General features: G+C 63.9%; 23 protein-coding genes. 13 read left to right on the top strand and 10 right to left on the bottom strand.

Going from position 1 to position 24,071, the window contains the following annotated elements:
• Nucleotides 1-116: 116 nt before the first annotated feature.
• Complete coding sequence (locus tag GAU_RS05150; protein ID WP_231847958.1) at nt 117-890, bottom strand: DUF4159 domain-containing protein; 774 nt, start codon at nt 888-890, stop codon at nt 117-119.
• Between the two features lie 101 nt (nt 891-991).
• On the opposite strand from GAU_RS05150, the gene GAU_RS05145 reads away from it, so the two are divergent.
• Nucleotides 992-1,429 (top strand): BlaI/MecI/CopY family transcriptional regulator, encoded by a 438-nt coding sequence (locus GAU_RS05145; protein ID WP_012682497.1) that lies wholly within the window; start codon nt 992-994, stop codon nt 1,427-1,429.
• Nucleotides 1,426-2,805 (top strand): M56 family metallopeptidase, encoded by a 1,380-nt coding sequence (locus tag GAU_RS05140; protein WP_012682496.1) that lies wholly within the window; start codon nt 1,426-1,428, stop codon nt 2,803-2,805. Before GAU_RS05145 ends, GAU_RS05140 begins: the two co-directional genes overlap by 4 nt.
• Before the next feature lie 24 nt (nt 2,806-2,829).
• On the opposite strand, the gene GAU_RS05135 is transcribed toward GAU_RS05140, so the two are convergent.
• Nucleotides 2,830-3,342, bottom strand: coding sequence for a glutathione peroxidase (locus tag GAU_RS05135; protein WP_041265280.1), 513 nt, complete (start codon nt 3,340-3,342; stop codon nt 2,830-2,832).
• Between the two features lie 91 nt (nt 3,343-3,433).
• Here GAU_RS05135 and GAU_RS05130 point away from each other — a divergent pair, with 91 nt between their 5' ends.
• Both GAU_RS05130 and GAU_RS05125 read left to right on the top strand, forming a co-directional pair.
• A complete protein-coding gene (locus GAU_RS05130; protein ID WP_041265279.1) occupies nt 3,434-4,540 on the top strand; it encodes an ABC transporter substrate-binding protein in 1,107 nt (368 codons plus the stop codon).
• A gap of 10 nt (nt 4,541-4,550) precedes the next feature.
• On the top strand, nt 4,551-6,542 hold the full coding sequence (locus GAU_RS05125) for a hybrid sensor histidine kinase/response regulator (protein ID WP_012682493.1): 1,992 nt from the start codon (nt 4,551-4,553) through the stop codon (nt 6,540-6,542).
• A 47-nt stretch (nt 6,543-6,589) separates the two neighbouring features.
• Here the strand turns inward: GAU_RS05125 and GAU_RS05120 are convergent, their stop codons facing one another.
• Both GAU_RS05120 and GAU_RS05115 read right to left on the bottom strand, forming a co-directional pair.
• Complete coding sequence (locus GAU_RS05120) at nt 6,590-7,819, bottom strand: NAD(P)/FAD-dependent oxidoreductase (RefSeq protein ID WP_012682492.1); 1,230 nt, start codon at nt 7,817-7,819, stop codon at nt 6,590-6,592.
• Complete coding sequence (locus GAU_RS05115) at nt 7,816-8,079, bottom strand: CsbD family protein (RefSeq protein WP_012682491.1); 264 nt, start codon at nt 8,077-8,079, stop codon at nt 7,816-7,818. Before GAU_RS05115 ends, GAU_RS05120 begins: the two co-directional genes overlap by 4 nt.
• 418 nt (nt 8,080-8,497) lie before the next feature.
• Between GAU_RS05115 and GAU_RS05110 the strand changes: the two genes are divergently transcribed.
• Nucleotides 8,498-9,001, top strand: coding sequence for a hypothetical protein (locus tag GAU_RS05110; protein ID WP_012682490.1), 504 nt, complete (start codon nt 8,498-8,500; stop codon nt 8,999-9,001).
• 18 nt (nt 9,002-9,019) lie between these two features.
• Nucleotides 9,020-12,037 (top strand): PAS domain S-box protein, encoded by a 3,018-nt coding sequence (locus tag GAU_RS20435; protein WP_012682489.1) that lies wholly within the window; start codon nt 9,020-9,022, stop codon nt 12,035-12,037.
• Here GAU_RS20435 and GAU_RS05100 read toward each other — a convergent pair.
• Nucleotides 11,997-12,665 carry a hypothetical protein gene (locus GAU_RS05100; RefSeq protein WP_012682488.1) on the bottom strand — a complete coding sequence of 223 codons (669 nt, stop codon included), beginning with the start codon at nt 12,663-12,665 and terminating at the stop codon, nt 11,997-11,999. The genes GAU_RS20435 and GAU_RS05100 overlap by 41 nt on opposite strands.
• Nucleotides 12,666-12,689: 24 nt before the next feature.
• Between GAU_RS05100 and GAU_RS05095 the strand changes: the two genes are divergently transcribed.
• Both GAU_RS05095 and GAU_RS05090 read left to right on the top strand, forming a co-directional pair.
• Nucleotides 12,690-13,319, top strand: a complete 630-nt coding sequence (locus GAU_RS05095; RefSeq protein ID WP_012682487.1) for a response regulator — start codon at nt 12,690-12,692, stop codon at nt 13,317-13,319.
• Between the two features lie 232 nt (nt 13,320-13,551).
• Nucleotides 13,552-14,301, top strand: coding sequence for a DUF4397 domain-containing protein (locus GAU_RS05090; protein ID WP_012682486.1), 750 nt, complete (start codon nt 13,552-13,554; stop codon nt 14,299-14,301).
• Between the two features lie 81 nt (nt 14,302-14,382).
• Here GAU_RS05090 and GAU_RS20430 read toward each other — a convergent pair whose 3' ends face one another.
• A complete protein-coding gene (locus tag GAU_RS20430) occupies nt 14,383-15,003 on the bottom strand; it encodes a response regulator (protein ID WP_231847957.1) in 621 nt (206 codons plus the stop codon).
• 196 nt (nt 15,004-15,199) lie between these two features.
• On the opposite strand from GAU_RS20430, the gene GAU_RS05080 reads away from it, so the two are divergent.
• The gene (locus GAU_RS05080; protein ID WP_169307592.1) at nt 15,200-15,622 is read left to right on the top strand and encodes a response regulator; all 423 of its coding nucleotides are present in this window, start codon (nt 15,200-15,202) and stop codon (nt 15,620-15,622) included.
• 108 nt (nt 15,623-15,730) lie between these two features.
• Here GAU_RS05080 and GAU_RS22165 read toward each other — a convergent pair whose 3' ends face one another.
• Entirely contained in the window at nt 15,731-15,883 is a 153-nt protein-coding gene (locus GAU_RS22165; protein ID WP_012682483.1) for a lmo0937 family membrane protein, read from the bottom strand.
• 295 nt (nt 15,884-16,178) lie between these two features.
• On the opposite strand from GAU_RS22165, the gene GAU_RS05070 reads away from it, so the two are divergent.
• Nucleotides 16,179-17,027 carry a hypothetical protein gene (locus GAU_RS05070; protein WP_012682482.1) on the top strand — a complete coding sequence of 283 codons (849 nt, stop codon included), beginning with the start codon at nt 16,179-16,181 and terminating at the stop codon, nt 17,025-17,027.
• Nucleotides 17,028-17,249: 222 nt separating this feature from the next.
• Entirely contained in the window at nt 17,250-18,599 is a 1,350-nt protein-coding gene (locus GAU_RS05065; protein WP_156798911.1) for a hypothetical protein, read from the top strand.
• Here the strand turns inward: GAU_RS05065 and GAU_RS05060 are convergent.
• On the bottom strand, nt 18,596-19,636 hold the full coding sequence (locus GAU_RS05060; RefSeq protein WP_012682480.1) for a S41 family peptidase: 1,041 nt from the start codon (nt 19,634-19,636) through the stop codon (nt 18,596-18,598). The two genes, GAU_RS05065 and GAU_RS05060, sit on opposite strands and share 4 nt — an antisense overlap.
• A gap of 210 nt (nt 19,637-19,846) precedes the next feature.
• Here GAU_RS05060 and GAU_RS05055 point away from each other — a divergent pair, with 210 nt between their 5' ends.
• A complete protein-coding gene (locus tag GAU_RS05055; RefSeq protein ID WP_169307591.1) occupies nt 19,847-20,296 on the top strand; it encodes a hypothetical protein in 450 nt (149 codons plus the stop codon).
• A gap of 30 nt (nt 20,297-20,326) precedes the next feature.
• Here GAU_RS05055 and GAU_RS05050 read toward each other — a convergent pair whose 3' ends face one another.
• On the bottom strand, nt 20,327-20,644 hold the full coding sequence (locus GAU_RS05050; RefSeq protein ID WP_012682478.1) for a DMT family transporter: 318 nt from the start codon (nt 20,642-20,644) through the stop codon (nt 20,327-20,329).
• A gap of 97 nt (nt 20,645-20,741) precedes the next feature.
• On the opposite strand from GAU_RS05050, the gene GAU_RS05045 reads away from it, so the two are divergent.
• The gene (locus GAU_RS05045) at nt 20,742-21,377 is read left to right on the top strand and encodes a peptidylprolyl isomerase (protein WP_012682477.1); all 636 of its coding nucleotides are present in this window, start codon (nt 20,742-20,744) and stop codon (nt 21,375-21,377) included.
• Between the two features lie 53 nt (nt 21,378-21,430).
• Here the strand turns inward: GAU_RS05045 and GAU_RS05040 are convergent, their stop codons facing one another.
• On the bottom strand, nt 21,431-24,067 hold the full coding sequence (locus GAU_RS05040; protein ID WP_041265274.1) for a DUF5916 domain-containing protein: 2,637 nt from the start codon (nt 24,065-24,067) through the stop codon (nt 21,431-21,433).
• Between the last annotated feature and the right edge of the window lie 4 nt (nt 24,068-24,071).

Here is a 24,071-nt window from a genome sequence, read left to right as displayed (position 1 = left end):
TCGTGACGCCGTAGCGACGAGTGCTGGTCGCCACGGCGTCATTGGTTTCTAGAGGACACAGGAAGGAGTTGGAGAGGACACAGGAAGCAGGACAGCCCACAGTACCTGCTGGGGCCTCAGGTCATCGCGTAGACGACCACATTCACCCCGAAGCGGGTGTTGTCCCGACGTCGGAAGCGTTTGTTCTTCCAGTCGTAGTCCCATTCGCAGCCGTAGTCCTTGTTGGAATACAAGACGCCCAGTCGCCCGCGACGCTCCACACCGCGCAGGTAATCGTGCACGACATTGTCGCCCCACCCGTTGAGCTCATGGGAGGTGCGTGGCGGCCCATCGGGGAACTGGAAGAAACTCGAGTACAAGGCATGCGTGCGCGCGATCTTCGGCATCGCATTCACGCCAAAGGCCTTGCTCATCTCGGCTTCGAACGTCTTGGCATACAAGCCGTTCACATCGTGGTTGCAGTCGTCGCTGAACAACAACCCACCGTTCTCCACAAAGCGCACCAAACCCTTTCGCTCGGCATCACTGAAGCGCACGAGCTTGTGTCCAGTCATGAACAGAAAGGGAAACGCGGACAGTTCTGCGGAGTCGGCGGTGATGACCACTTCCTGTTGATTCACCGGAATATCGGTGTACTGCACCACCGCGTCGAGCAGATTGGCGCACACCTTGGGATTGTAGTCCCAGTCCCCCGAGTCGTAGCGCAGGCGTGCGAATGTGAACTCGAACCACCGGGGTGACACAACAGACGGAGCACCAAGCGCTTTCGCCTGCGCAAACGGCAACACACTGCCGGCGCCGCCGAGCACAGCGGCCCCACCAGCAAGCCTTCCAAGGCGCGCGAGGAACGCGCGACGCGAGCAATCCGACGTCATCCCGAAAGATACCATCCGTCCAGACCGTCATCGACTACTAACACCATAGTTGACAACAGGAAAAGGCTATCCTATATCTACTATGCAAATAGTTGAACTCCCCCACCCGGCTCACCATGGACGACTTTTCGCTCGGTGCCCGTGAACTCGATGTGATGACACTCCTGTGGCAACACGGGAGTGGAACCGCCACAGAAATCCGCGAACGGCTGGAGGCGGACCTCGCCTACACCACGGTCCTGACCATCCTGCGCAATCTCGAAGCCAAAGGCCTGCTGCGGCACGAGCCTGAAGGCCGTGCGCATCGGTACTTCCCGCGCGTCGAGCAGCGCATCGCGCAGCAGTCGGCCTTGCAGCGAGTACTGGGCAGCTTCTTCGGGGGATCGGCGGAGAGCCTGTTGGCTCGGCTCGTCGACGATCAGCATGTCGATGCTGCAGAACTGCAGGCCATCGCACGACGCATCACGGAAGGACAGGACCTCCGGCGTCGGGACACGGGTTCCCGTCCGGTGCCCAATCAGCCGTCCACCACAAAGCGCCGGCGGTCGTCATGATCGCGCTCTGGATGGTGAGTAGTATCGCGTTCAGTGCCGTGCTGTTCATCGCCGCACTGACGTTGGATGCCCTGCTGCAACTGAGTGCGCGCCAAACTCGTGGAGTCTGGATCGTGGCCACCCTTGCTGCGGTGGTGTGGCCTGTGCTCGCGCCGATGCTGCTGACGCCGGAAGCCACGACCGGAGTGACCCGGGTGCTGAGTACGGCGACGACGATCAGCAGTGTGCAGCCCGCCGAGACGTCTTCCCTTGCCGGTCTGCGCACACAACTGGGCCTGCTGGATATGCCCCTGTTGATCGTCTGGGCTCTGACCACCTTCTGGCTGGCAGTGCGATGGGGACTACTCGCCCGCGTGTTGCGCCGGCACATGCGCGATGCGAAGCCGCACGATATCGACGGGCAGTCGGCCCTCGTGACACGGGATATCGGCCCGGCGATCGTCGGCGTACTGCGTCCCCGTATGGTGCTGCCGTCGTGGTTTTTCGAAATGGACAGCGTGCTGCGCGCGATGATCTTGTCGCACGAACTCGAACATGTCCGCGCGCGCGATCAGGTCACGCTCACCGTCGCCCGTGCGCTCACGGTGCTCGTGCCATGGAATCCGGTGGTATGGGCGCTGGCACGTCGCACACGTGTCTCCACGGAGGTGGACTGCGATCGTCGTGTGCTCGGCGCTGGCGCCACGCCGAACCAGTATGCGCAGTTGCTGCTGTTCGTCGCACATCGCCAGCACAGTCATCCGCTGTTTGCCGCCTCACCGGCTGCGGCAACACTTGGCTCGCACATGGCCGGTTCGCCCACCACCCTGCACCGGAGAATCGCCGCTATGCGTCCTCCCACACTCTCGCGTCAATCTCGCAGCATCCGATCGGTTGTTCTGGGCACCGCGGCGATCCTTGCCATCGCCATCGGTGCGTCGCCCAGATTCGCACGCGCGTTGGCGAGCGTGCGCGAGACGCGGGTGCTATCACCGGCCGTGAATACCGCACAACCACCGGCCAAGCCGATGGTTGAATTCAAGATCGACAGCCAAGCCTCACTCATCGCCGGCACGGCCGTCCCGCAATATCCTGCCGCATTGCTCGCGACGCGGACCAATGGCTCCAGCCTGGCGCAGTTGGTCGTCGATTCGTCAGGGCTAGTGGTGGCCGGATCGGTGAAAATCGTCAGCGCCAGCCATCCCGCGATTGGTGAGAGTGTTGCGCGGGCGGCTGCCGCGGCGCGCTTCACACCAGCCCGTGTCGGTGGCAGAAACGTGAAGCAGTTGGTTCGGCTGGTGTATCACTTCGATGTGCCCGGCGTGGCGCCGGCGCCGGTCACGGTTGCGCCCGTGGATATCCGGACATTCGAAATCACCGTGACCGCCCCCCGCTGACCCCAACGGGAGACGCGCGTATCGCTACCCAGCGACCGGTGGAGCAGCGAGCGCCTGTTCCACCGGTGCCACCAGTTCATCAGGTGTCACCGTCGGCGCGAAGCGTTCCAGCACCGTCCCATCGCGACCGATCAGGAACTTGGTGAAGTTCCACTTGACCGACGTCGTACCCAACACCCCAGGCTCCTCAGCTTTCACCCACTGCCAGAGCGGGTCGGCCGCATCGCCGTTCACGTCCAGCTTGGACGACAGCGGGAATGTCACGTCGTAGGTGAGTGAGCAGAAGCGGGCGATCTCCGCTTCGTCGCCCGGCTCCTGCGCCCCGAACTGATCGCAGGGGCAGCCGAGGATCACGAGCCCACGGTCACCGAAGCGTCGCCACAGGCGCTCCAGCCCCTCGTACTGCGGCGTGAAGCCGCACTGGCTGGCGACGTTGACCAGCAAAACCACCTGCCCATCGAACCGGGACATGGGGAGGGGCTCCCCGTCGATGGAGCGCAGGGCGAAGTCGCGAAAGGCCGGGGTGGGTATCGTCATGGTACCCACAACCTAGCGAGCCGGGCTTCTGGTGCCGATACTCTACGGCAGGTTGTTGCGACCTTCCCCGGGGCATGACGTGTTTTTCCCGATGCGCATGGTATTCTGGCGTCCTCCACTGCTCGTCCTTCCAGTTGTCCTGATACTGGCCTGTCGTGAGCAACCGCGCCCCCTGATCGGGACCGCGCTGGGAAGTACGTTCAATGAAGCGGTCACGATGGCCCTCGAGGACGCCACACCCTCCGGAACAACCGCCGTCGCGGATGCCCTGCTGCTCGCAGAGCGCAGTTCCGTCGCCGCATCAGCCATTCAACTGGCTACGACCCTGCTTTCGAAGCCGAGTCTGGTGGCAGTGGTCGGTCATACCAACAGCAGTGCCAGTCTCGCCGCCGCGCAATTGTACAACGATGCCAAGGTCGTGGAGCTCGCGCCCACCTCGACGGCACAGTTGTACTCCGCAGCGGGCCCCTACTCATTTCGCATGGTCCCGTCCGACCATCGGCAGGGTTGGGTGCTCGCCCAGGCCGTCGCAAGAGAACGACCACGTGATGCCCGCGTGGCCTTGCTGTATGTGAATGATGACTACGGGCGCAGCTTACGGTCGGTGGTGGGCGCCGCGCTCGATTCTCTCGAGATCTCTGTCGTCGCAGATCTGCCGCATCTCGACAGCCCGGGAAAGACCCGCACGGTCCTCGAGGATATTCAAACTGTCATCCAGACAAAACCCAATGTGATTGTCTGGCTGGGGCGGCCGGGATCGTTGCACTCCGTGCTCCCCGCCATACGCCCATCGCTCGGCGACGTGCCCGTGTTTGCCAGCGACGCCACGACGACCTGGAGTCTGCGAGGCAATCCGGACGGTGTGCTGACCGGCGTTCGGTACGTGGACTTCGTGGACCTCGACGCCACTCCTGAAGGACGTCGATTCCGCGATCGCTATCGCGCCCGATTCGGACACACACCAGGCGGCGGCGAAGCGTTGGCCTACGACGCCATGCTGGTGCTGCTGGAAGCCGTCCGCAGCGGCGCACGGACCGGCGACGACGTACGACGTTTTCTCGATCAACTGGGCCGGGAACGTCAGGCTGTGCACGGCGTCACGGGACTGATTTCGTTTTCCCTGGACGGCGACGTGCAGCGCGATCCGATTCTGCGACGCATTCCGGCGCCGGACGCCGTTGCCACCAATTCCCCATGACCCTGCGGTGATGCGGAAGAATCGCGACCATCTCGCCAGGCCTCCACGGCGCCCACGGGCGTTGCGGGAGCGTTTGTTCCTGGCGGGCGTCACCATGACGGTCAGCGCCGTCGTGGCGCTCGCCGTCATCGCATTCGCGGGGTCACGGGAGCAGCTTCAGTTGCGCCGCACAGCCGGCCACGTGAACGAAGAGCAGCGTATTGGCGATGCGGTTATCCGCGGTGTGATGAGACAACTGGCCATCGCCGGCGATCCCACCAGCCGCGGCTCACAGGAACGACTTGCTGCCTTTGATTCGATCGGCCATGGCGTGTACGACGACGTGCGCCAGTATCTCTTCCGCACCCTGTCGCCCGCGGAGCGCCTGCAGATCGAATCAGTGAAAGAAGAGCATCAGCAGATGGAAGTGGCAGCTCGGCGCGTGATGGCCGCGGACGATCAGCAAATGGCCACGGCAGTTGCCGGCAACAACGAAATGGTGCAGCACGCTTTTCGGTTGCTCGATGCGCTGCAGGGCTTCGTGGATCTTCGCGAACGTGCCCTGACCACACTGGCCGATACGCAGGGAAACACCCTGCGACGACTCACCATCGGCAGCATCGTGTTCATTGCCAGCATGTTTCTGCTGCAACTGTTCCTGGCCATGCGATTCGTGCGGCGGCGAGTGACCGATCCGTTGGCGCAGTTCACGGCAGCGGTGGAACAGGTCGGTGCCGGTGACCTCGACGTCCGCATGCCACTCGCGGCGGATCGTGAGTTCTCCTCGACCTTCCAGGCCTTCAATGACATGTCGGCCAGCCTCGCCACGGCACGCGCCGATCTCGAGGCCCGCAACGATGCCCTGTCGGCGGCGCTGGCCCGTGTGCGCGCCACGCAAGATGAGCTGGTGCAGGCGGAAAAGCTGGGCGCGATCGGTCGCATGACCGCGGGCCTGGCCCATGAGCTCAACAACCCGCTGGCCACGGTACTCGCCAGCAGCGAGTTGCTGGCCACACGGCTCAACGAGAACGATCCACCCACCATGGAGCAGCTCTCGGTGGAGTTCGTCGAACCGATGCGACGGGAAGCACAGCGCGCGCGTCTGCTGGTGCGCAGTCTGCTGCAGTTCGCGCGGCGTGGAGAAAGTGACATCGGCCCGGTATCGTTGCGGGAGTCCATCGATGTGGTTCGTGAACTCCGACAGTTCGCCTTCGCAGGCGCCGGGATCACCCTGCAGATCGATCCATTCGACGATGTGGTGGTGATGGCGGAGCGTCAGCAGCTCCAGGGCGTGTTGCTCAATGTGGTCAACAACGCCCTCGACGCGCTGGCTCCCCGGCACAAAGGACGTGTCCACGTCTCCACGCGGATCGCCACCGACACGGTAGTCGTCGTTGTGGAAGACGATGGGCCGGGACTTCGGGATCCTTCTCGGGTGTTCGAAGCGTTTTACACCACCAAAGGCGTTGGCGAAGGCACCGGCCTTGGGCTGGCACTGACCTATCGATTCATGACCTCGTTCGGCGGCTCCGTCACCGCCGAGAATCGCGAGAGTGGTGGGGCACGCTTCACACTGCGTTTTGTCCGGTCTCACGATCCCAAAGCGGTACCACCAAAGGTCGAGTCCCATGTGGCCCTTCCCCTCCGCTCGGCGACGCACAAGCAGCGAGTCCTGATCATCGACGACGAGCCCTCCATCCAGCGCGCGCAACGTCTGTTGCTCAAGCGACTCGATGTCGAGGTGGAATCCTGTGACAGTGTGGCCGCTGCGCGTGCCGCCATCGCGCAACGCGAGTTTCACGCCATCCTGTGCGATGTAAAGATGCCGGGGGAAAGTGGCATCGCCTTGTTTCAGTGGATCAGATCCGATCTGCCATCGTTGGTTCCCCGCTTCCTGTTCGTGACAGGGGACGTGGCAGCCACGGAACTGGCCGACATCGCCGCCGAATTTCCTGACTCCCTCATCGCCAAGCCGTTCGATTCGCGGGAGTATCTGCAACGCGTGGAGCGTGCGCTGTCGTGATCGCACGTCGGTCATCGCCCGTCGACGATCGCACGACGCGGTGCCACTCAGCCAAGGTGTGCGTCGAGAGTGAACAAGGATGCATCGGGATCCCGTTCGCCGCGCAACGCCGCCGCCACGATCTGCGACGCGACCACGCTGAAGGTGATGCCATTGCCGCCAAAGCCCGCCACGACCCAGGCCCGCGAATGGCCCGGCAGGCGGTCGATCAAGGGAAGCGATGATGGGGACTCGCCAAACGCACCGGCCCATCGATGCGTGACCCGCAGCGCGAGCCCGGGGAGCAATGCCTCCACATCGTCACGCAGCAGCCGCGCCTTCGGAAACAACGCCTGGACGTCCGCGTGCGCACTGCCATCCCGCTCATCCCGGCCGCCGGCAACAACAGATCCGTCGGGCAAAGTGCGCAGATACAGATAGGGGTCCGACGCCTCCCAAACCACAGTGTGACGCAGCCATGACGGCAACACACCGCGTGCCTCCGCCGCGAGAGCCCAGGTACTGCGAATACGATGGGAGCGTGGGGGCACGAGCCGAGGCACCTGATAGCCGCAGCAGAACACGACGTGATTCGCAATGAGTACACGACCATCGTCGGTGGACAACAGCACACCACCGCGCACAGGGTCCACGTCAATCACGTTGGCATCGTGATAGAGCCGCACACCGTCCGAGACCGCTCGACGCAGCAGTCCGGCCGTGAGTCGGGCCGGGTGGGCGACCGCCGCACCATGCCCGACAATGGCCCCCGTGCGATTCACCCCATACACGGCTCGGACTGCCGACCCATTGAGGAAGGTGGCTCGGAGCCCCGCCCGTTCCCGAGCGACCGCTTCATGTGCCAATGCGCGGTGTCCGTACTGGGTGCCGGCAACATAGAGACTGTCGCGCGCCGCAAACTGGCATCGGAGACGATCGATGCGCACGATGTCACCCAGCTCCTGCACCGCGCGAGCAGATCGGCGCCAGGCCCTCGCCGCGCGCGACCAGCCGATGCGTTCGGCGAGCCGATGCAGCGGTAGATCAAGTTCGTATTGCAGCAAGGCGGTTGATGCCATCGTACTGCCCATGATGGGCCGCTTCCGATCGACCATCACCACATCACGTCCAGACGCGCGAAGAGCGCGGGTGACCAGTGCACCACTGATCCCCGCGCCCACCACGATCACATCGGCCATCACGGTGGTTGGCAGCGGCGCAGAGAACACTGTGGTACCGGTGTCACCGGCCCAGACAGATTCGCCACGCCGCAGCCGCCGCCGTGAGGTCAATGTCATAGGCTGCCTTTGAGTGAGCCCGGAGGTGTGGCCGGCGGTGGTGGGGGAGCGGCGCGCTCGTCTTTCATCAGATCGCGATAGCGATTGAGCTCTTCCTCGACCTTGTCCTTTGCTTCGCCGTAGCGCTGCTGGATCAGACCGGAGAGCTGCTCCCACTTGCCTTCCATCTGGTCCAGCTCATCGTCGGTGAGCTTGCCCCACTGCTCCTTCATCTTGCCTTTGACCTGCGTCCAGGCACCCATGGCGCGATCCGTATTCATGGCAGTCCTCCTTTGTCGGGTCGGAGAGATGTGTGCAATGCGGCAGATCGATCCTGAGGACACCACGTGATGCGATCACGCCATATGGCCATCAGGTTCGGTACCGCATTCGCTACGCCAGAAGGTTCGTACAGATGCGCGGTCCAGACAGTTGGCCCGCCGACCGATCTTTGCGCTGACCCTTTCGACGATGTGAAACTGATCCTTTCGGGGAATGGCGCGGCGACGCCGAGACACAGGGCGATCCCGTAGGGACCCCGAACCGGGACTTCGGTTCTATCCCTTTTGGATAGTGTCCCGCGTCAGTCCCGGTGACGACTTTCCGGAACGGTCGCACAGGCGATCGACAGCATTGCGTCGTCACAGCATGCCCCGCGAGGTATGTGTGGCTCCTGCATTCGCCCGCGCCGGTGTGTGAGTGTCTCCAGTTCGCCGCTACATCCGATCATTTGCCGTGCGGGCTTCCGCGCAGGTGGCCTACGCCCATTGGCGGGACCACGCCACGCTGGCGTCTGACTTCGCGCCCGATGTGCAGGCCGTCATGTACGGCGCCCGGACTCGCTGGCGCGCGCTCTGCAACGCGGTCCCCTGCACCTGGGAAACCGTGTGCACGGCCGATGTGCCTGGCCGGTTGCTGACCTGGACCACCGTCACCTCCGAATACGCACGGCACAGTTGGGATTTGTGGTTTGCCGAGCGTGCAGATGGATGGGGCACCGATATCGAACTGGTGGTGGTGCTCGATGCGGCGGATATCCAGCCGCCGGCGACACACCATCCGGTTGGCAATCCCAGCCCGTCGCTGCACCTTGAGCCAACCGAATCGGGGGCCATCCACGACCCGCTGCTCGATCCCGATCCGGAACGCGCCCTCGATCGATTGATTGCCCTCTGGCAGACACGGCTGGCACTGTCGCCCTGATCTCCTTTCTTCTGTCGCATGTCGCTGCTGCCGCGCGGTTCCCAGAAATCCCTCATCAACCCGTTCGACCGCCTCACCACACGCTCCCTCACGTGGGGCGCGATCGTGGCAGCGGCCGTCTTGGCGATCAACGTTCCGCTCACGGTTCGCAATACGCGTGAGACCGAACAGAACGCCGGTTGGCTGGAGCATAGCCATCAGGTGGTCAACGAGCTGTCGAACCTGTTGTTGCTCGTCAACGACGCGGAAACACGGGCACGTGCGTTTGTGGTCACCCGCGATTCGCTCGACTTTGTGCAGATTGCCGACGTACGCACCGCACTGGAACAACGCGTTCGTGTCCTCGACACCCTGGTCGTGGACAATACCCTGCAACGTGGTCGGCTCGAGAGCATCGAGGCATTTGCCAACGTACGCCTGGACGCATTGAGTCGATTGCAGGAGACCGCCGCCCGGCAGGGCTTCGCCGCCGCGCAGCGCGTAATGGTGGGGCGGGAGGGGAATCGTCTCAGTGACTCACTGCGGACCCTCGTCAACGCGATGGTCAGTAACGAGCGGGAGCTCCTGCACGTCCGTGAGGCGGTGGCCGACCGCACCTACAAACAGGCCGCACGCAGTGGCGTCTTTGCGGGGCTGGCCGCCTTGGTCGCCTTTCTCGGGTTCGTGATCGTCTTGCGTCGTGAACTGGCGGCTCGTGGTCAGGCCGCCGACCAGTTGGTGGCCGAGCGCGAACGACTCGACACCACGCTGCGCAGCATCGGCGATGCCGTCATCACCACCGATACCTCCGGCAACATCATCACGATGAACGCGTTGGCGGAGCAACTGACTGGTCTGCCGGCGATGGCTGCCGTAGGCAAGCCGCTCGAAGAAGTGTATCGCATCCCCTTCGACCCGTCGGCCAGCCATGCGGAACATCCCGTGCGCGCCGTGCTCGCCGGTCGCCGCGCTCGCACGGAGTTGCATTCGCTCACCCTCCGGGCCCATGACGGCACGGCGCGTCCCATCGACCAGACGGCGGCAGCCATCGTCACGCCATCGGGGGAACGTCTGGGCGGGGTGCTCGTGTTTCGCGATGTCTCGGAACAACAGGCCGCGCAACAGCGCATCCGCTACGGCCAGCAGCGATTGCAGCTCGCGCTGCGGTCGGCACGTCTCGTCTCGTTCGATATCGCACGGGATACTCGTGAGCTGACACTCTCCGAAAACGGCACCGATGTCTTCGGTCTCGCGCCCGGGCATGTGCTACGCACGCTCGACGACGCGCTGGCCATCGTGCACCCCGAAGATCTGCCTGCAGTGATCGAAGCGTTGCAAAGTGTCGACGAACCAGGCGAGTCGTTCCTCGTGGCCTGTCGCATCCGACGCGAAGTGCCTGGCGATATCGGCTGGGTGGAAGTTCGCGGCGAGGTGCAGCTCACCCGTGAAGGCAAGAAGCTGCTCACTGGCCTCGTCCTCGACGTGACCGCGCGCCGCGCCGTCGAGATGTCGCTCCGCGAAAGCGAAGAGCGCTTCCGCAGCATGGCCGACAGCGCCCCCGTGATGATCTGGATGGCAGCTTCGGATGGCTCCATCACCTACGTCAATCAGCGGTGGCACGACTTCACCGGCATCGGATCCGTCGATCTGGCCACCCTCGTGCCATTTGCCCGTGTGCATCCCGACGATCGGGAGGACCAGCTTCGCTATTTTCATGAGGCGTTGGAGGCCCATCGCACGTTCCGGCAGGAGCTGCGCATGCGTCGTCATGACGGCAGCTACCGATGGGTGATCAACACGGCCACGCCACGGTTTGGCGACGACGGGGAATTTCTGGGTTTCATCGGTTCCGTGCTGGATATCGAAGACCGCAAGCAGCTCGAGAACGAATTGCGGTCATTGGCCTCGGATCTTTCGGACGCCGATCGTCGCAAAGACGAATTCCTCGCCACACTCGCGCACGAACTCCGCAATCCGCTCGCCCCGCTGCGCAATGGCGTGGAGATCCTGCGGCTCGCCGCGCCGTCTCCGGAGATCATCGAGCGCACCCGCGGCATGATGGAGCGTCAGCTCGGGCAACTCGTGCGACTGGTCGACGATCTCCTCGATGTCTCCCGCATCACCAGTGGCAAACTGGAGCTGCGGCATGACCTGCTCACCCTGCAGATCAAACTCACCAACGCGGCCGAAGCCAGTGGTCCCACGCTCACGGCGCGCTCCCAACGATTGCACATCAACGCGCCCGATGCGCCGGTGGTGGTGGAGGGAGACGCGGCTCGCCTGTCGCAGATCTTTGCCAACCTGCTCGACAACGCCTCCAAGTACAGCCCGCCCAATACGGACATTCACGTCACCATCACCACGCGCGATGATCAGGCCATCGTGACCGTGCAGGACGCCGGCCAGGGCATCCCACGCCATCTGTTGCACAAGGTCTTCGACCTGTTCGCTCAGGTAGATCGAACGCTGGAGCGCACCACCGGAGGGCTCGGCATCGGACTGACGCTGGTGAAACGCCTCGTGGAGATGCATGGCGGCAGCATCACGGCCGACAGCCCAGGCGAAAGCCAGGGGAGCACCTTCACCGTCGTGCTGCCCCTCGCGACAACCGCCGCCGGCGGCCTCGACAAACGAAACACGAACCCGAGCCAGCCGTCGGCCGGCACGCTGTCCATCGTGATCTGCGATGACAATGTCGATGCGTCCACGACCCTGGAAACCATTCTGCGCGTGGCGGGCCACACGGTCACGACGGTACACGACGGACTCGAGGCGGTGGAACTCGCCGCCTCCGCACATCCCCATGTCATGGTGCTCGACCTGGGAATGCCCGGACTCAGTGGTTTCGAAACGGCCGAACGCATCCGGGCCTTGCCGAATGGCAAGGCCACCGTGCTCATCGCCCTGACCGGATGGGGCAACGAGGAATACCGTCAACGCGCCCGGGCATCGGGGTTCGATCATCACCTCGTCAAGCCGGCCGATCCGCGCCTGCTGGGTGAACTGCTGACCCGCATCAGTCGGCAGCGGAAAGCCGCAGGTGGCAGTGCCAGTTGAGCTGATCCGGTGCCGACTCGTGCCACCAGGTTACGGGCCATGCCCGTTCGGCGCTCTGGGCATCGCAGAAACGCTGCCACCGCGTGCGACGGGACCGCGACGCACGAAGCGGAACGCCACGCATGGCCATCGACACCAGCACCGCTGGCACCCGATCGTCGTTTGCGACGTGCACCCCGATGTCGAGCGACAGCGCGCCCGTCAGGCGCTCCGGCTGCAGGTGACGAAGTGCCGCCAGCATCAGCATGGTCAGTCCGGCAACATCCCGTTCGCTGAGCGGCGCGATCGCGTCACTGGCGGTACACTGCACCGAGGCACCGCGCGGCAGGGTCGCATGGCACAAACGCCGCAGTTGCTCCAGCCACCACCCTTCGGGCGCCGTCCGCGCAGCGCCCAGTCCGGATCGCCCCTCCCCGCCCCGAATGACTTCGAGCATGCGCATCGCCGCGCGTACCTGATCGGCGAGTGACTTGAGCACGGCGCGCTGGCGCTCCTGGGCCACGGCTTCGGTCGATCCGGGAATTTCCGCGCGAAGAGCGAGCGCTCCGGCGATACTTCCCAGATCGTGCGTGACAACACTGACGATGTCCCGCTGCAATTGTGCAGTTTCTGTGTTATCCAACGGCATCCCCATCTCCGGAGAACTCGCCTGATGTCGGCAATGACGATTCGCATCCTGCTGGTAGACGATCACGCCATCCTGCGCGAGGGGCTGGCCGCGCTGCTCAATGGCGTGGACGGGATGCAGGTGATCGGTCAGGCCGGTGACGGGGCGACCGCCATCGACCTGTATCGCAATCTGCTTCCCGACGTGGTCATCTGCGACCTGCGCATGGTGCCGATGGATGGCACGGAAGTGACGAGCACCATCCGCGCCGAATTCCCGGCGGCCCGCGTGATCCTGTTGACCACGTACGACACCGACGAAGAAGTGTTCCGCGGGCTGCGCGCCGGCGCGTCCAGCTATCTTCTCAAAGATGTCGAGCCGGCGCAACTGATCGACACCGTGCACGCGGTGTACGCCGGCCGCAAGGCGATCGATCCCAGCATCGCGGCCAAGCTGGCGGAACATGTCGCCAGCGACGCGCTCACGGCCCGCCAGCTCGAGGTGTTGCGGAGCCTGGCCGAAGGTCGCTCCAACATCGAGATTGCCAATACGCTCTATATCAGCGAAGGCACCGTGAAAGCCCACATCAAGGCGATCCTGCAGAAGCTTGGCGCGCGCGATCGCACGCAGGCCGTCACCATCGGTATCAAACGCGGGCTGATTCGGGAATTGTAGGATCCACTCTGTCGGGCAAACCCGGGCGCCTATCTCTCAGGAGGTAGGCGCACACTGACCTCTGAGCCATGCCTCGCTGCCCTCAGGAGGCAGTGAAAGATGTGTCAGGCGTACAATGGTTGCGGCCATGGCAAGTGAGGATACTGCAGTGCGAACTGCGCGGTGCGTCCACAGCGATGCGACGGACCGGTGCAGTCCCTCGAGCAACTCCCGCCTCTATGGAGATCCCGCCATGTTGAATCATACGCGCTCCCTGATCCTCGTCGCTGCTGCGGTCATTGCCACGCAGGCTTGCAGCCGTGAAGCCGGCGACGATCGTGCCGTTGAGACCCGTTCGGAAGACGGAACGCTGGCCAACACCATGTCGGCCGACAGCGCCGACGAGCGTGGTGTCGCCCTCGTGCGTGTCGTGAATGCCGTGCCGATGTCGCGTGAACTCATGATCCGCGCCGACGAGATGCACGTGTTGCCGTCCGTGAAGTTCCAGGCGGCCAGTGCCTATCAACCCATCGATCAGACCTGGGCCTCGTTCCAGGTGGGCGATACCGTGGGCGGAACCTTTGTGCCGCTCAACACCAATCGCGAGCTGCTGACCAACGGTGACCGCTACAGTCTCATCGTGCTCAAGAATCAGGATGGCACGAAGTTCGAGACGCTCGTCGTGCGCGACCAGTTGGTGCAGGAGCCAGGCAAGGCTGCTATCCGCTTCGTCCACGCCGCGCCGGGCGTGCGTGAGGTGATCGTGCAACCGCGCAATGGCGACCGTCTGGTGGAAGGCCTCGACTACGGTGAAGAGCACGCCTACAAGATGATCGACCCGTGGTCGGGCGTGCTGGAAGTGCGTGCCGACAACCGCAACGAATCGCTGCTGTCCACGCCCAAGATGAACTTCGAAGCGGGCAAGGCCTACACGCTGGTCCTGTCGCGTAACCGGCAGGGTAAGGTGGATCTCTTCTGGTTTGCCGATGCGCCGATGAACTGAGGCGTCAGCCGCAGTTCCCACGCGTCACAGCGGCGTCATAGCGCTTGGACCAACTCCCCTGCCGGTGCCTGCACGGTGCCGTCAGGGGAGTAGTGTCGTCCATCCCCCTCGGGACACGGCCACGAACGCTTCCAGCGTGGCGTGGGGATCACTGCCTTTGGCAATGAATCCGGCCGCCCCCGCGACACGGGACTCGTCGACCAGAATGGCGTCGAACGTCCCGGAGAGGATGGCCACGGGCACGGTAGGGTAGCGTTCGCGCAGAGCCACACACAGGGCGATGCCATCGGCATCCGGCAAGTGCACGTCGAGCACGACGACATCCGGCGCATACGACGACAGATACTCCCACGCGTCCGCCGCACAGCGTACCTGCCGCATCGACGCAAAACGCGGGTCGCCCGATGCAAAATCGCACAACGCACTCGCCAGCATGTCGTTGTCATCCACCAGCAGCACATGCAGGGGCGTGACCGGCATGAGGATGTGCCCCTTCTGCATCCCGGTACGTTGCTCGGCCCCTTCTCCGACGGGGTTCACACGCTGCTTGGCATCTACCCACTGCGCGAGGTCCTGCATCGAGGCCTGCAGCGAGACCATCAGGGGCTCGAGTGCTGTACCAGCCGCCAGGTGACGGCCGGCATCGACTCGCAACTGCATGGGCATCAGGCGGTTGCGCAATTCGTGCAATAACGTCGTCACATCATCCGTCGCACCACCCATCGTCCGCCCGTGCCTCCACGTGACTGCGCACACATATTCCGGAGCACTATTCCGGACCGTAGCGGTAGAAGATGCGGATCGGTCGTGCGGATTGCCAGCGCCCGGTGCGCCACGTTGAAACGCACTTGCCGTGCAACCGATGCACGGCTCGTGTTTGCATGCCGGGCCCGATCATGTGATCGCCGGCTTCCCTCACAACACACGCATGCCGCCTACTGAAATCCGTGCACTGGTCATCGATGACAATCAGGATGTACGCGATAGCATGGTAATGGTACTCGAACTGATGGGGTGCCATGCAATGGCCTTGTCATCGGCAGAAGAGGCCCTTCCGTTTCTGACGGAAGAGCAACCAGTCGACGCTCCTATCCACATTGCGTTTGTCGATGTCTCGTTGCTCGGGATGTCCGGGTACGAACTCGCCCGTATCGTCCGCGCCAGGCATGTTCCCCGCAAGGCCATGCTGATTGCCATGACGGGCTGGGGCGCTGAACGGGATCGGGAGCGCGCCCTCTCCGAGGGGTTTGATGCACATGTCGTCAAGCCGCTGGATATGACCCGGTTGAGCAGCTTGCTGGACGCGGTGCGCCCTCGCTGACCGCAGGCGACGGATATCACCTCCGCGTTTGGCACTGAAGGTTCTACAAAAACAAGCGGGGCCGCATACCTGGTGTATGCGGCCCCACTTGCTGTCCTGCGGTCATCGTCAAGGGATCGGCCTACGACCCTGGATGACACGCACCAGCACCATGATGATGGCAATCACCAGCAGAATGTGGATGAAACCGCCGATGGTGTAGGCGGACACCATACCGAGTGCCCAGAGCACGAGCAGGACAATGGCCAGTGTGGTCAACATGGAAGCCTCCTGTATGTAGACGACCGGTACCGTCGGTCGGTGAGTTGGTGACAGTGTCCCGCGATGCAGCCGCGTGGCGCTCCGTGAGATCACCATCAGACACAGAGGCAGAATAGGAGTTGCCTGCTACGCCAACCAGTAGCCGCCAGCGGAGTCTTTGTCTCCCCCTTTTGGGCAGGTCCCGCCCCTGCCAAAGGGTGTGGCAAAGATCACTCGTGTGGGAACGCGCGAACGGGACAGGAGACCCCTATCCTGATCGCAGCACGGAACCGCAACGATTCCCACGGAGGCGAACATGACGTATTCAATTTCTTTCTTGATCTCGCGCGCGCGCCGCGGTCTCTCCACTGCGTGCACCTGCGCGGCGGTCGCCTGCTCCATCGGTACCCCGGTCGCGCTGTGGGCGCAAAGCGCCGCACCGGTGGCACTGCCCAATCAGTCAGCAACCATCAACGTTGTTGCGGCCCCCACCCGCACCATCGATACGAAGGACAGCATTACGTCGGTCCAGCCACCACGGCCCAGCACTGCGCTCTTTCGCAACAGCGGCTTCTATCTGTCGCTCGGCGGCGGTACGTCCCTGCCTTCGCTGGAATTGAAGGACCGGGGCTACGAGCCGGGTTTCAATGTGCAGGTACCAATCGGTTTCCATCGACCGAATCAGCTCCTGGGTGTGCGTCTCGATCTGGGATACAATCGCCTCGGCAGCGATCGCAGGGTCGTGGCGCGTAACGCCTCGGGCCAAGGGCTCGCGATTCCAGCCAATCGCCCGCAGATCTATTCCGCGACACTCAACATGACCGCGCGTGGACAGCTTGGTGCGTTCGGCATCTATGGCGTGGGTGGCGCAGGCATGTATCAGTTCCGCTCGTTCGGAACGAACTCTCCGATTGATCAAGCCATCGGCGACGGCGAAACACCCGTGGTGGAATTCAACAATGCCAACCGCATCCGTCAGAACGCCTTTGGTGCGCAGCTCGGTGGCGGCATGGAGTTCGGCATCGGCGGCGCGGCACTGTTTGTCGAATCGCGATTCGTGAACGTCTTCGGCAACACGAAGGACTATCTCGACCGCGATCAGGGCATCGGGAACCGCAATGCGATTCGCTGGGTGCCCATCGCCGTCGGCGTCACGCTGCGCTGATCCTCCGTTCCCCGCGCGGCCATCGCCGGGCAATAGGCTCGGCGGGCCGCACTTCCTCTCGATTGCGTCCGGACTGTCTCCCGCACGCTGCAGTCATACAGCCACACCCGATCACGCCCCAGGCGCGTACCAACGCTGCCGGGGCGTGCGGCGTTGGTGACATCGCCATTTCGCTGTCCGCACGACCATGACGGTGCCCGGTACATCTGCACAGATTGCAGCATGCCCCCGATGCACGCGGCCCCCGAAAATGACGCGCCCACCGCTGAACGCCGCCCCACGCGTTTGGCGGCAGCACGGGTGTGGGCCATCCAGGCCGTGGCGGTCGTGGTGGTACTCATGGTGCTCGTGCCGGTGGTCGCCATCGGCACCTCCCGTCCCACACGCACCTTCGATCTCGACCGCATCGGCGCGCGGTTGGCAGCGCTCGACTCCCTCCGCAGTCTGGGCGCTGACACGCCCCCGCTCGACATCGACGGGCCACCATCGGCGTCCACTGGCATGCCGCCGGCCGCCGGTACTTCGCGCCAGACGCTGACGAACGCCTTGCAGCAGTTGGGCGCGGCGCAGCCCATTCTGCCGAGCCGTCGTCGCGGTATCAATCCCGGCGCGCGCCCGTGGAATGCGCTGGCACCGGACGCGGGCATGTTCTCGGGCATGCGTTCGGCGCAATATCGAGGTCCAAATCCTTCGATGATCGTGGCGCGCGCACGCGAAGGGTTCACCAACGCCGAACTTTCATACCTGGGCGCCATGGCGCAGGCGCCGCTGTGGAACGACTTCGAGCAACTGGCACATCTGTCGCCCGCCATCGGCCTGATGCAGCCCGTTGTACCATCGGGTGACAGTGCACGCGTGCCGCTTCCACCGCTGGTCGCCTTTGGCGACGCGCGCCAGTTGGCGATTGCGTCGATCTATCGCGCGGCGTGGTCGCTGGCCATGCACGACTCTCTTGCGGCGGAACGCACGTTGCGGCGCACGCTCATGGTGGGGTTTGCCATCATCGACGTGGGCACAGGCGCGATGGATGCCCTCGCTGGTGCCACGCTGGTGGATATGGCACGCGACGGCTTGCAACAATTGCGTGCGCCCGACTCACCGGCCGCCTCGATGAATCGCACATCGCTGGCTCGCCCGCGGATGGCGTTTATCGAGAGCATGATGAATCAGTCGGCGGAGACCCCAACCCGGCAGCTCCGACGCGAGCTCACCGATGCCGTGTCGGACTCCACTCTCCCTCGGGTGCTGCGGTTGCAGGCGTTGCAATCGCTGGTGCTCACGACCTGCGACGAAGTCCGGACCTCTTTCTTTGGCGCCAATGCCGATATGCGCGCCACCGTGCATGCCGCCCGTCAGACACTGACACAGACTCCGGCCGACCATGTGTTCTTCGACGCCATCGACGCTTCGCTCACACAGGGGCCCGCCACTCCACTCGTCACCACGCCGGCCGGTCCCGCTGCGGTGACCACCACAGACAAGGCGTGGAGTGCGGTCGCCGATGTCGTGGCCTGGGTGACGCGCACACCACGCATTGCCCGTTGTACCCGGCGGGCGCTGCAGACACGCTAGTCCTCGCGTTCAGTCGCCGAGTGCTGTGAGCGCAGCCACCACACCGCTTGCGCGATCGCCTCATCACCCGTTTCTGCCCGGACATCCGGCTGGATCGGACCGCCGTCGCCCGTGCTCATCCGGTCATGAATGAGTGAGCGAGTGATCACGACCCGCGCGCCGTCGGACATGAACAGGGTGATGTTCCCCGAGGCCATGCCACACGTCGGTGTCCCGAAGAGGCGCGTGCGCGGCCTGCCGCGGAACGCCAATGCGGTAGCTTCGCCAGAGCTCGCCACGAGACCATCGACAATCACCGCAATCGGGATGTTGTGATCGCGGACATGGTATGGTCGCTCAATGCGAACCAATTCCTCCGCGCCGTAGAAGACTCCACCGTTCCGATAGCTGACGGGAATGCGCCCACCATCGGCATCGATGAAATCGATATAGCGACCGGGCCCCATGAGCGCACCGATACCGACAAACATGGGATACATGTTCCCGCCTCGGTTCCCACGCAAATCCACAACCCAGCCACTCAGGTCAGGCTTGTCGGCACGCGCGATCATCCGATGCACCGAGTCCGCATATGCGATCGATTCGACAACACCACCAGAAAACTCGCGAATCCGCACGTAGCCCACATCGCTGGGCGGCTGCAGTGGTAGCCAGGACGACGCAGCCCCACACGGCACACTAGGCACGCTGAATGTGACGCCATTGGGCCCGGTATAGAAGCTGTGCCACTCACCGATCGCCAGCAGTGCCTCCTGGATGCCGACACGCGCGTCGTCGAGCGACTGCGCACCGGCCGCCGCAGCGCGGGCACGGGCGCGCACCTGCGTCCAATCGACGCGATGGGTGCTGTGCACATGGCGCTGCATCAGCCCGATGTACTCTTCGATGTAGGACGCAGCGCGTGCGCTCATCTCCGTCACGCCAACGGGCGTGGTCGGCTCGGCGCTGTCTCCACCACATGCCGAGGCCAACAGCAACGCGCCTGCAGCGACGTACGCAGTCCAGGAGGCTCGCACCGAGCGCTGTTTGGGATTCATCGTGACTCCATTCGTGAGCAACCATCCCAGTCTTTCATCGGGCCGCGCAATCGTCAAGCATGTTCGTTCAACGGCGGACAGCCCCCAGCAACCTCGCACGCAGATCACCACATTCGTCCCAGAAATCATCGGCCCTGCGGTGACTGGTCCCGCCACGCTTGGGTATGGCCCCGTGTCCGCTTCGATCGGTCCCCTCTCTATCAGGGCCCCATGCGCGCCTCTCGATCTTTCACACCACCGAGTCGCCCCGTGTCGGTCTCCATGACCGCGGCAACCGCTCTGCTGGTCGCATGCTCCTCGAGCGGCACCGCCGCCGGCCCCGCTGATACGCCACGGTCACAATCCGTGCGCATTGGTCAGGTCATTCAGCCGACGAGCGGTGCGCCATCCTTCTCCCTGCTGTCCGTGGATCAGGACTCCCGCTGCCCGCGCAGTGTGGTCTGCGTACGCATGGGCGATGTCGACGTGACACTGGGCTATCGTGTTGGCGGTGGAGCAACCGTGCCCTTCACACTGCGGTGGGGCGCGCCGCCGTCGGACACGGTGATCGCTGGAACGCGAGTGTCACTCGACTCCGTGACACCGTGGCCAGAAACCCCCGGCTCGCGCCCTCCCACCGAGGGGTACACCGCCTGGCTCACGCTCAAGGCCCATCCCTGAGCCGGACGCGCGTGCCACAACCGACCGTGATCAGGACGAGAGCTTCATCAGCACCAGCCCAGCCACGATCAACACGGCAGCCGTGATGCGCATGGGGCTCACCGTTTCGCCAAGCACCAGAATGCCCACCAGAAAAGCGCCGATGGCACCAATCCCGGTCCACACGGTGTAGGCCGTACCCAACGGCAGCGTCTTCATGGCGAGTGACAGCAGCGCGAAGCTGGCGATCATCGTGCTCAGCGTGATCACGGAGGGCCACAGTCGCGTGAACCCCTGCGACTGCTTCATGAAGTAGGCCCACACCACTTCCAACACGCCAGCGACCAGCAATGAAACCCAGGCGGCCATACGGCCCTCCAGTGAAGTAGGGCCGGGCCGTCCCGGACTTTTCCCGATTTGGGTGAGGGCGTGGCCTCAAGACTGAAATATAGCCATTCTTGAGGCCATGATCACCTCCCTCCTGCGGCGTGTACGCCCCGCCGCCTGTGCCCTGCTGTTCGGTTCCGTGTTCGGCATCGCGGCACATCCGGCCACGGCGCACGCCCAGCAGCCGACGCCCGGTACCGTCGCCGTGCGCATCGAAACGTCACTCGGTACCATCCTGGCCGAAATCGACAGTGCGCGGGCACCGATCAGCGCACGCAACTTCCTGCGCTACGTCGACTCGAGCGCCTATACGGGCGGCCGTTTCCATCGCACGGTCACGATGGACAATCAGCCGCGCGATACGGTGCGCATCGAAGTGATCCAGGGTGGCGCCAACCCGGCCCCCACACGCACGCGCTTTCCCGCCATCCCGCTCGAGCGCACCAACGCCACCGGTCTCAAGCACCGCAATGGCACACTCAGCATGGCCCGAGGCGGCCCCGATTCGGCCACCTCGGACTTTTTCATCTGCATCGGCGATCAACCGTCGCTCGACTTCGGCGGCCATCGCAATCTCGATGGCCAGGGGTTCGCCGCGTTCGGTCAGGTCACACAAGGCATGGACATCGTGCGGTCCATCCAGAAACGGCCGGCCGATGGCCAGAGTCTCAAGCCACCCATCGAGATCGTGCGCATCGAACGCGTGCGGCGCTGAGTGTCACCCACCAGCAAACAGCAACACAAAAAACCAGAGTGTGATGCAGAAGCTCATGGGTTGAGCCAGTAGGACACCTTGAGCAGGAACGTGTTGTTTGGCGGCAATCCGAACAGGTCACGCATCTCGGGGCCGAAGGCAAACTGCCCCGACTGGTCTTCGTAGCCGCTGCGTCCGTGCTGCCACACCAGAAACACCGTTGAACCGGGACGATACTCCCAGCGCGCCACGACATTCGAGCGCCACTCACGGAACTGGAACCCACCGCCATCTTCAGCCGTGACACGCCAGCGGTCAGCGTATTTCGCCGCCCGTGGTGCCGCCGGCAGCATCAGCCGGTCGTAGTCACCGGTGGACAGATAGGGCTGCCCCCACACCTGCAACGACAGCGTCGGTGTGGCCGTGAAATTGAGACGGATGCTGCTCGAAAAGGTGGTCTGGTCGAGCGGCGCAAAGAGCGACTGCAACGCGCCGGTGACATTGTCCGTGCGATTGCGCACCCACTGCGCACTGATATCGGCACGCTGCCAACTCGCACTGAGCGACGTGGAGAATCGTGAGGACGCCCGGAACTGCAGGTTGGGTTCCACCCAGAAACTGCGATGACGCCCCTCATCGCCCCGGCGCCCGCCGATGAACAGCGTTGGAATCAGCACCCGCCGCGGGTCGCCCTCCACCCCCACGCTGTAGTTGAATCCCGACGGCACACGAACGGCGGGCCCGCCACGCGCCACACGATCGTCATAGGCCGGTGCGATGCTCTGCGCCGTGATGCCCCAATGCAGCCACCATTGGGTGGGCAACTCGATGTGCCAGTTCGTATTGAAACTGTTCCACGTGTTGAGCCCAGCGGCCGACCAGTTGGTGCCGATGTTCGAATTGATGAACGCGCGCCGATAGTACGTCGTGGGCTTGAGCAACTGAAACGCGTACCATCCGCGCGCGATCTGTTCATCGGCTCGTGCCTGAAAGCCCAGATCATTGGTTTCGTAGCCCGGCGTGAAGCGCTGGTAGACAAACTGGAACCGTGTGACCCCACCGCCGAACTTGCTCAGCGAGACACGCTGCGCGAGACCGGCCAACGAAGTCCGGGTGGAGTCCACGGTGAGCCCATCATCGGGGCGCTGATAGCGGTGCACACCATCGGTCTGCAGTTGGTGAATACTGCGCGCATCTCCGCGCACCATACTGCCCGAAAGCGAGAAGGTCGCCTCGTAGTTGCGCCCCCCGAATCGATGACGTCCATCGATGCCGCCGGTGTACGCTTCGCGACGTAACCACGGGGTCGTCCATTCATCGAGCGAGCGGTGCACCGCCGTGACCATGGCCCCCACACCGCTCTGCCCGTTGGCCAGATCCTGCTGCAGGCGCGCCACCGCATAGTTGGTCATCGGCTCGATGGTACGACCCTCTGCCCCCACCATGCGTTCGGTGACGACATCCAGCATGCCCACCGATAGACCGCTTCGCGTGCGACCGGTGACCTTGGCCGCGCCGAGGATGGTGGACTGCTGTGGACTGGCGGCATCACCGTAACGACCCATCAACTGCGGCGCACGTCCGATGCGCCGAGAGTACAGAAGACCCCGGCAGCCGGTATCGATATCGCCGCAGAAGTTGCGGAACTCAAAAATGCCGGCGCCCTCGAGGAAAAACGGACGTCGCTCTTCGAAGTACTGTTCGAACGCCGACAGATTGAGCACCGACGGATCGGCTTCCACCTGTCCGAAGTCGGGATTCACCGCGGCGTCGAGCGTCAGGTTCGATGCCAGGCCCATCTTCAGATCGGCACCGACCGTACTCTGCTGCGGGTGTGTGCGCGCACCACCATCTGAAGCCCGGGTGGTGTTCTTGGTGAGCACATACGGGGTCACTTCGAGGCGACGCGGCGACGGGATGTTCTGCAGACCGACCAGATCACCCGCCTGCGAGATGAACCCCTGCGCGTCGCGGCGAAACAGCGGCCAACTGACACGCTCGCCCGTGCGCGCGATCTCCCGAAGGAACATCAGACCGAACGTGTGAGCCGATTGCTCTGGAAAACGAAATTGACTGAAGGGCAGCCGAAACTCGGCCGTCCATCCCAACGAATCGACACGGGTTGCCACGTCCCAGATGGCGTCCCAGGTGCCGTCTTCGTTGCTGTCGTTGTACACGAGATAGTCACGTTTCACGCCCGCAGGATTGACGGCAAATTCATAGCCGGTGCGCCGGTCGTGGTAGGAATCCAAAACCACGATGAAGTGATCGCTGGACGTGCGCACATCCCGACGACTCAGCAGCGCGATGATGCTGTCAGGCGCCGAATCATGCATGCGCGCAAACACATACAGGGCGCGATCATCGTAGGCCACACGCACCTCCGTACGAAAGCGCGGCTCACCACCGACACGCGGCTGATACTCCTGGAAGGCATCGACCATCGGCGCGCCTTGCCAGACCGCGTCATTGTCGAGGCCATCGAGGGTAGGCGTGGAGGTGGCACGCACCGCCGTCGCCGGCAATCGCAAAGGTGCACCAGGCACCACGGCCGCAGCCCCCGTCCCCTCGCCACGTACGTTGCCCGTGGTCTGAGCGCTCGCACTGCCGGCACAGGTCACGATCGCCGCAATCGCTGCGAGCGACGCGAAAGCACGCGCCCGCCCCTCGCGCACGGCAAATGCGGCCGTGCGCGTGAATGAAAAGATCATTGGA

It is taken from the genome of Gemmatimonas aurantiaca T-27 (assembly GCF_000010305.1).
GTDB classification, from domain to species: domain Bacteria; phylum Gemmatimonadota; class Gemmatimonadetes; order Gemmatimonadales; family Gemmatimonadaceae; genus Gemmatimonas; species Gemmatimonas aurantiaca.
Note: the sequence above shows the minus strand (reverse complement) of the source record. Positions and strands in the feature narration are given on the sequence as shown.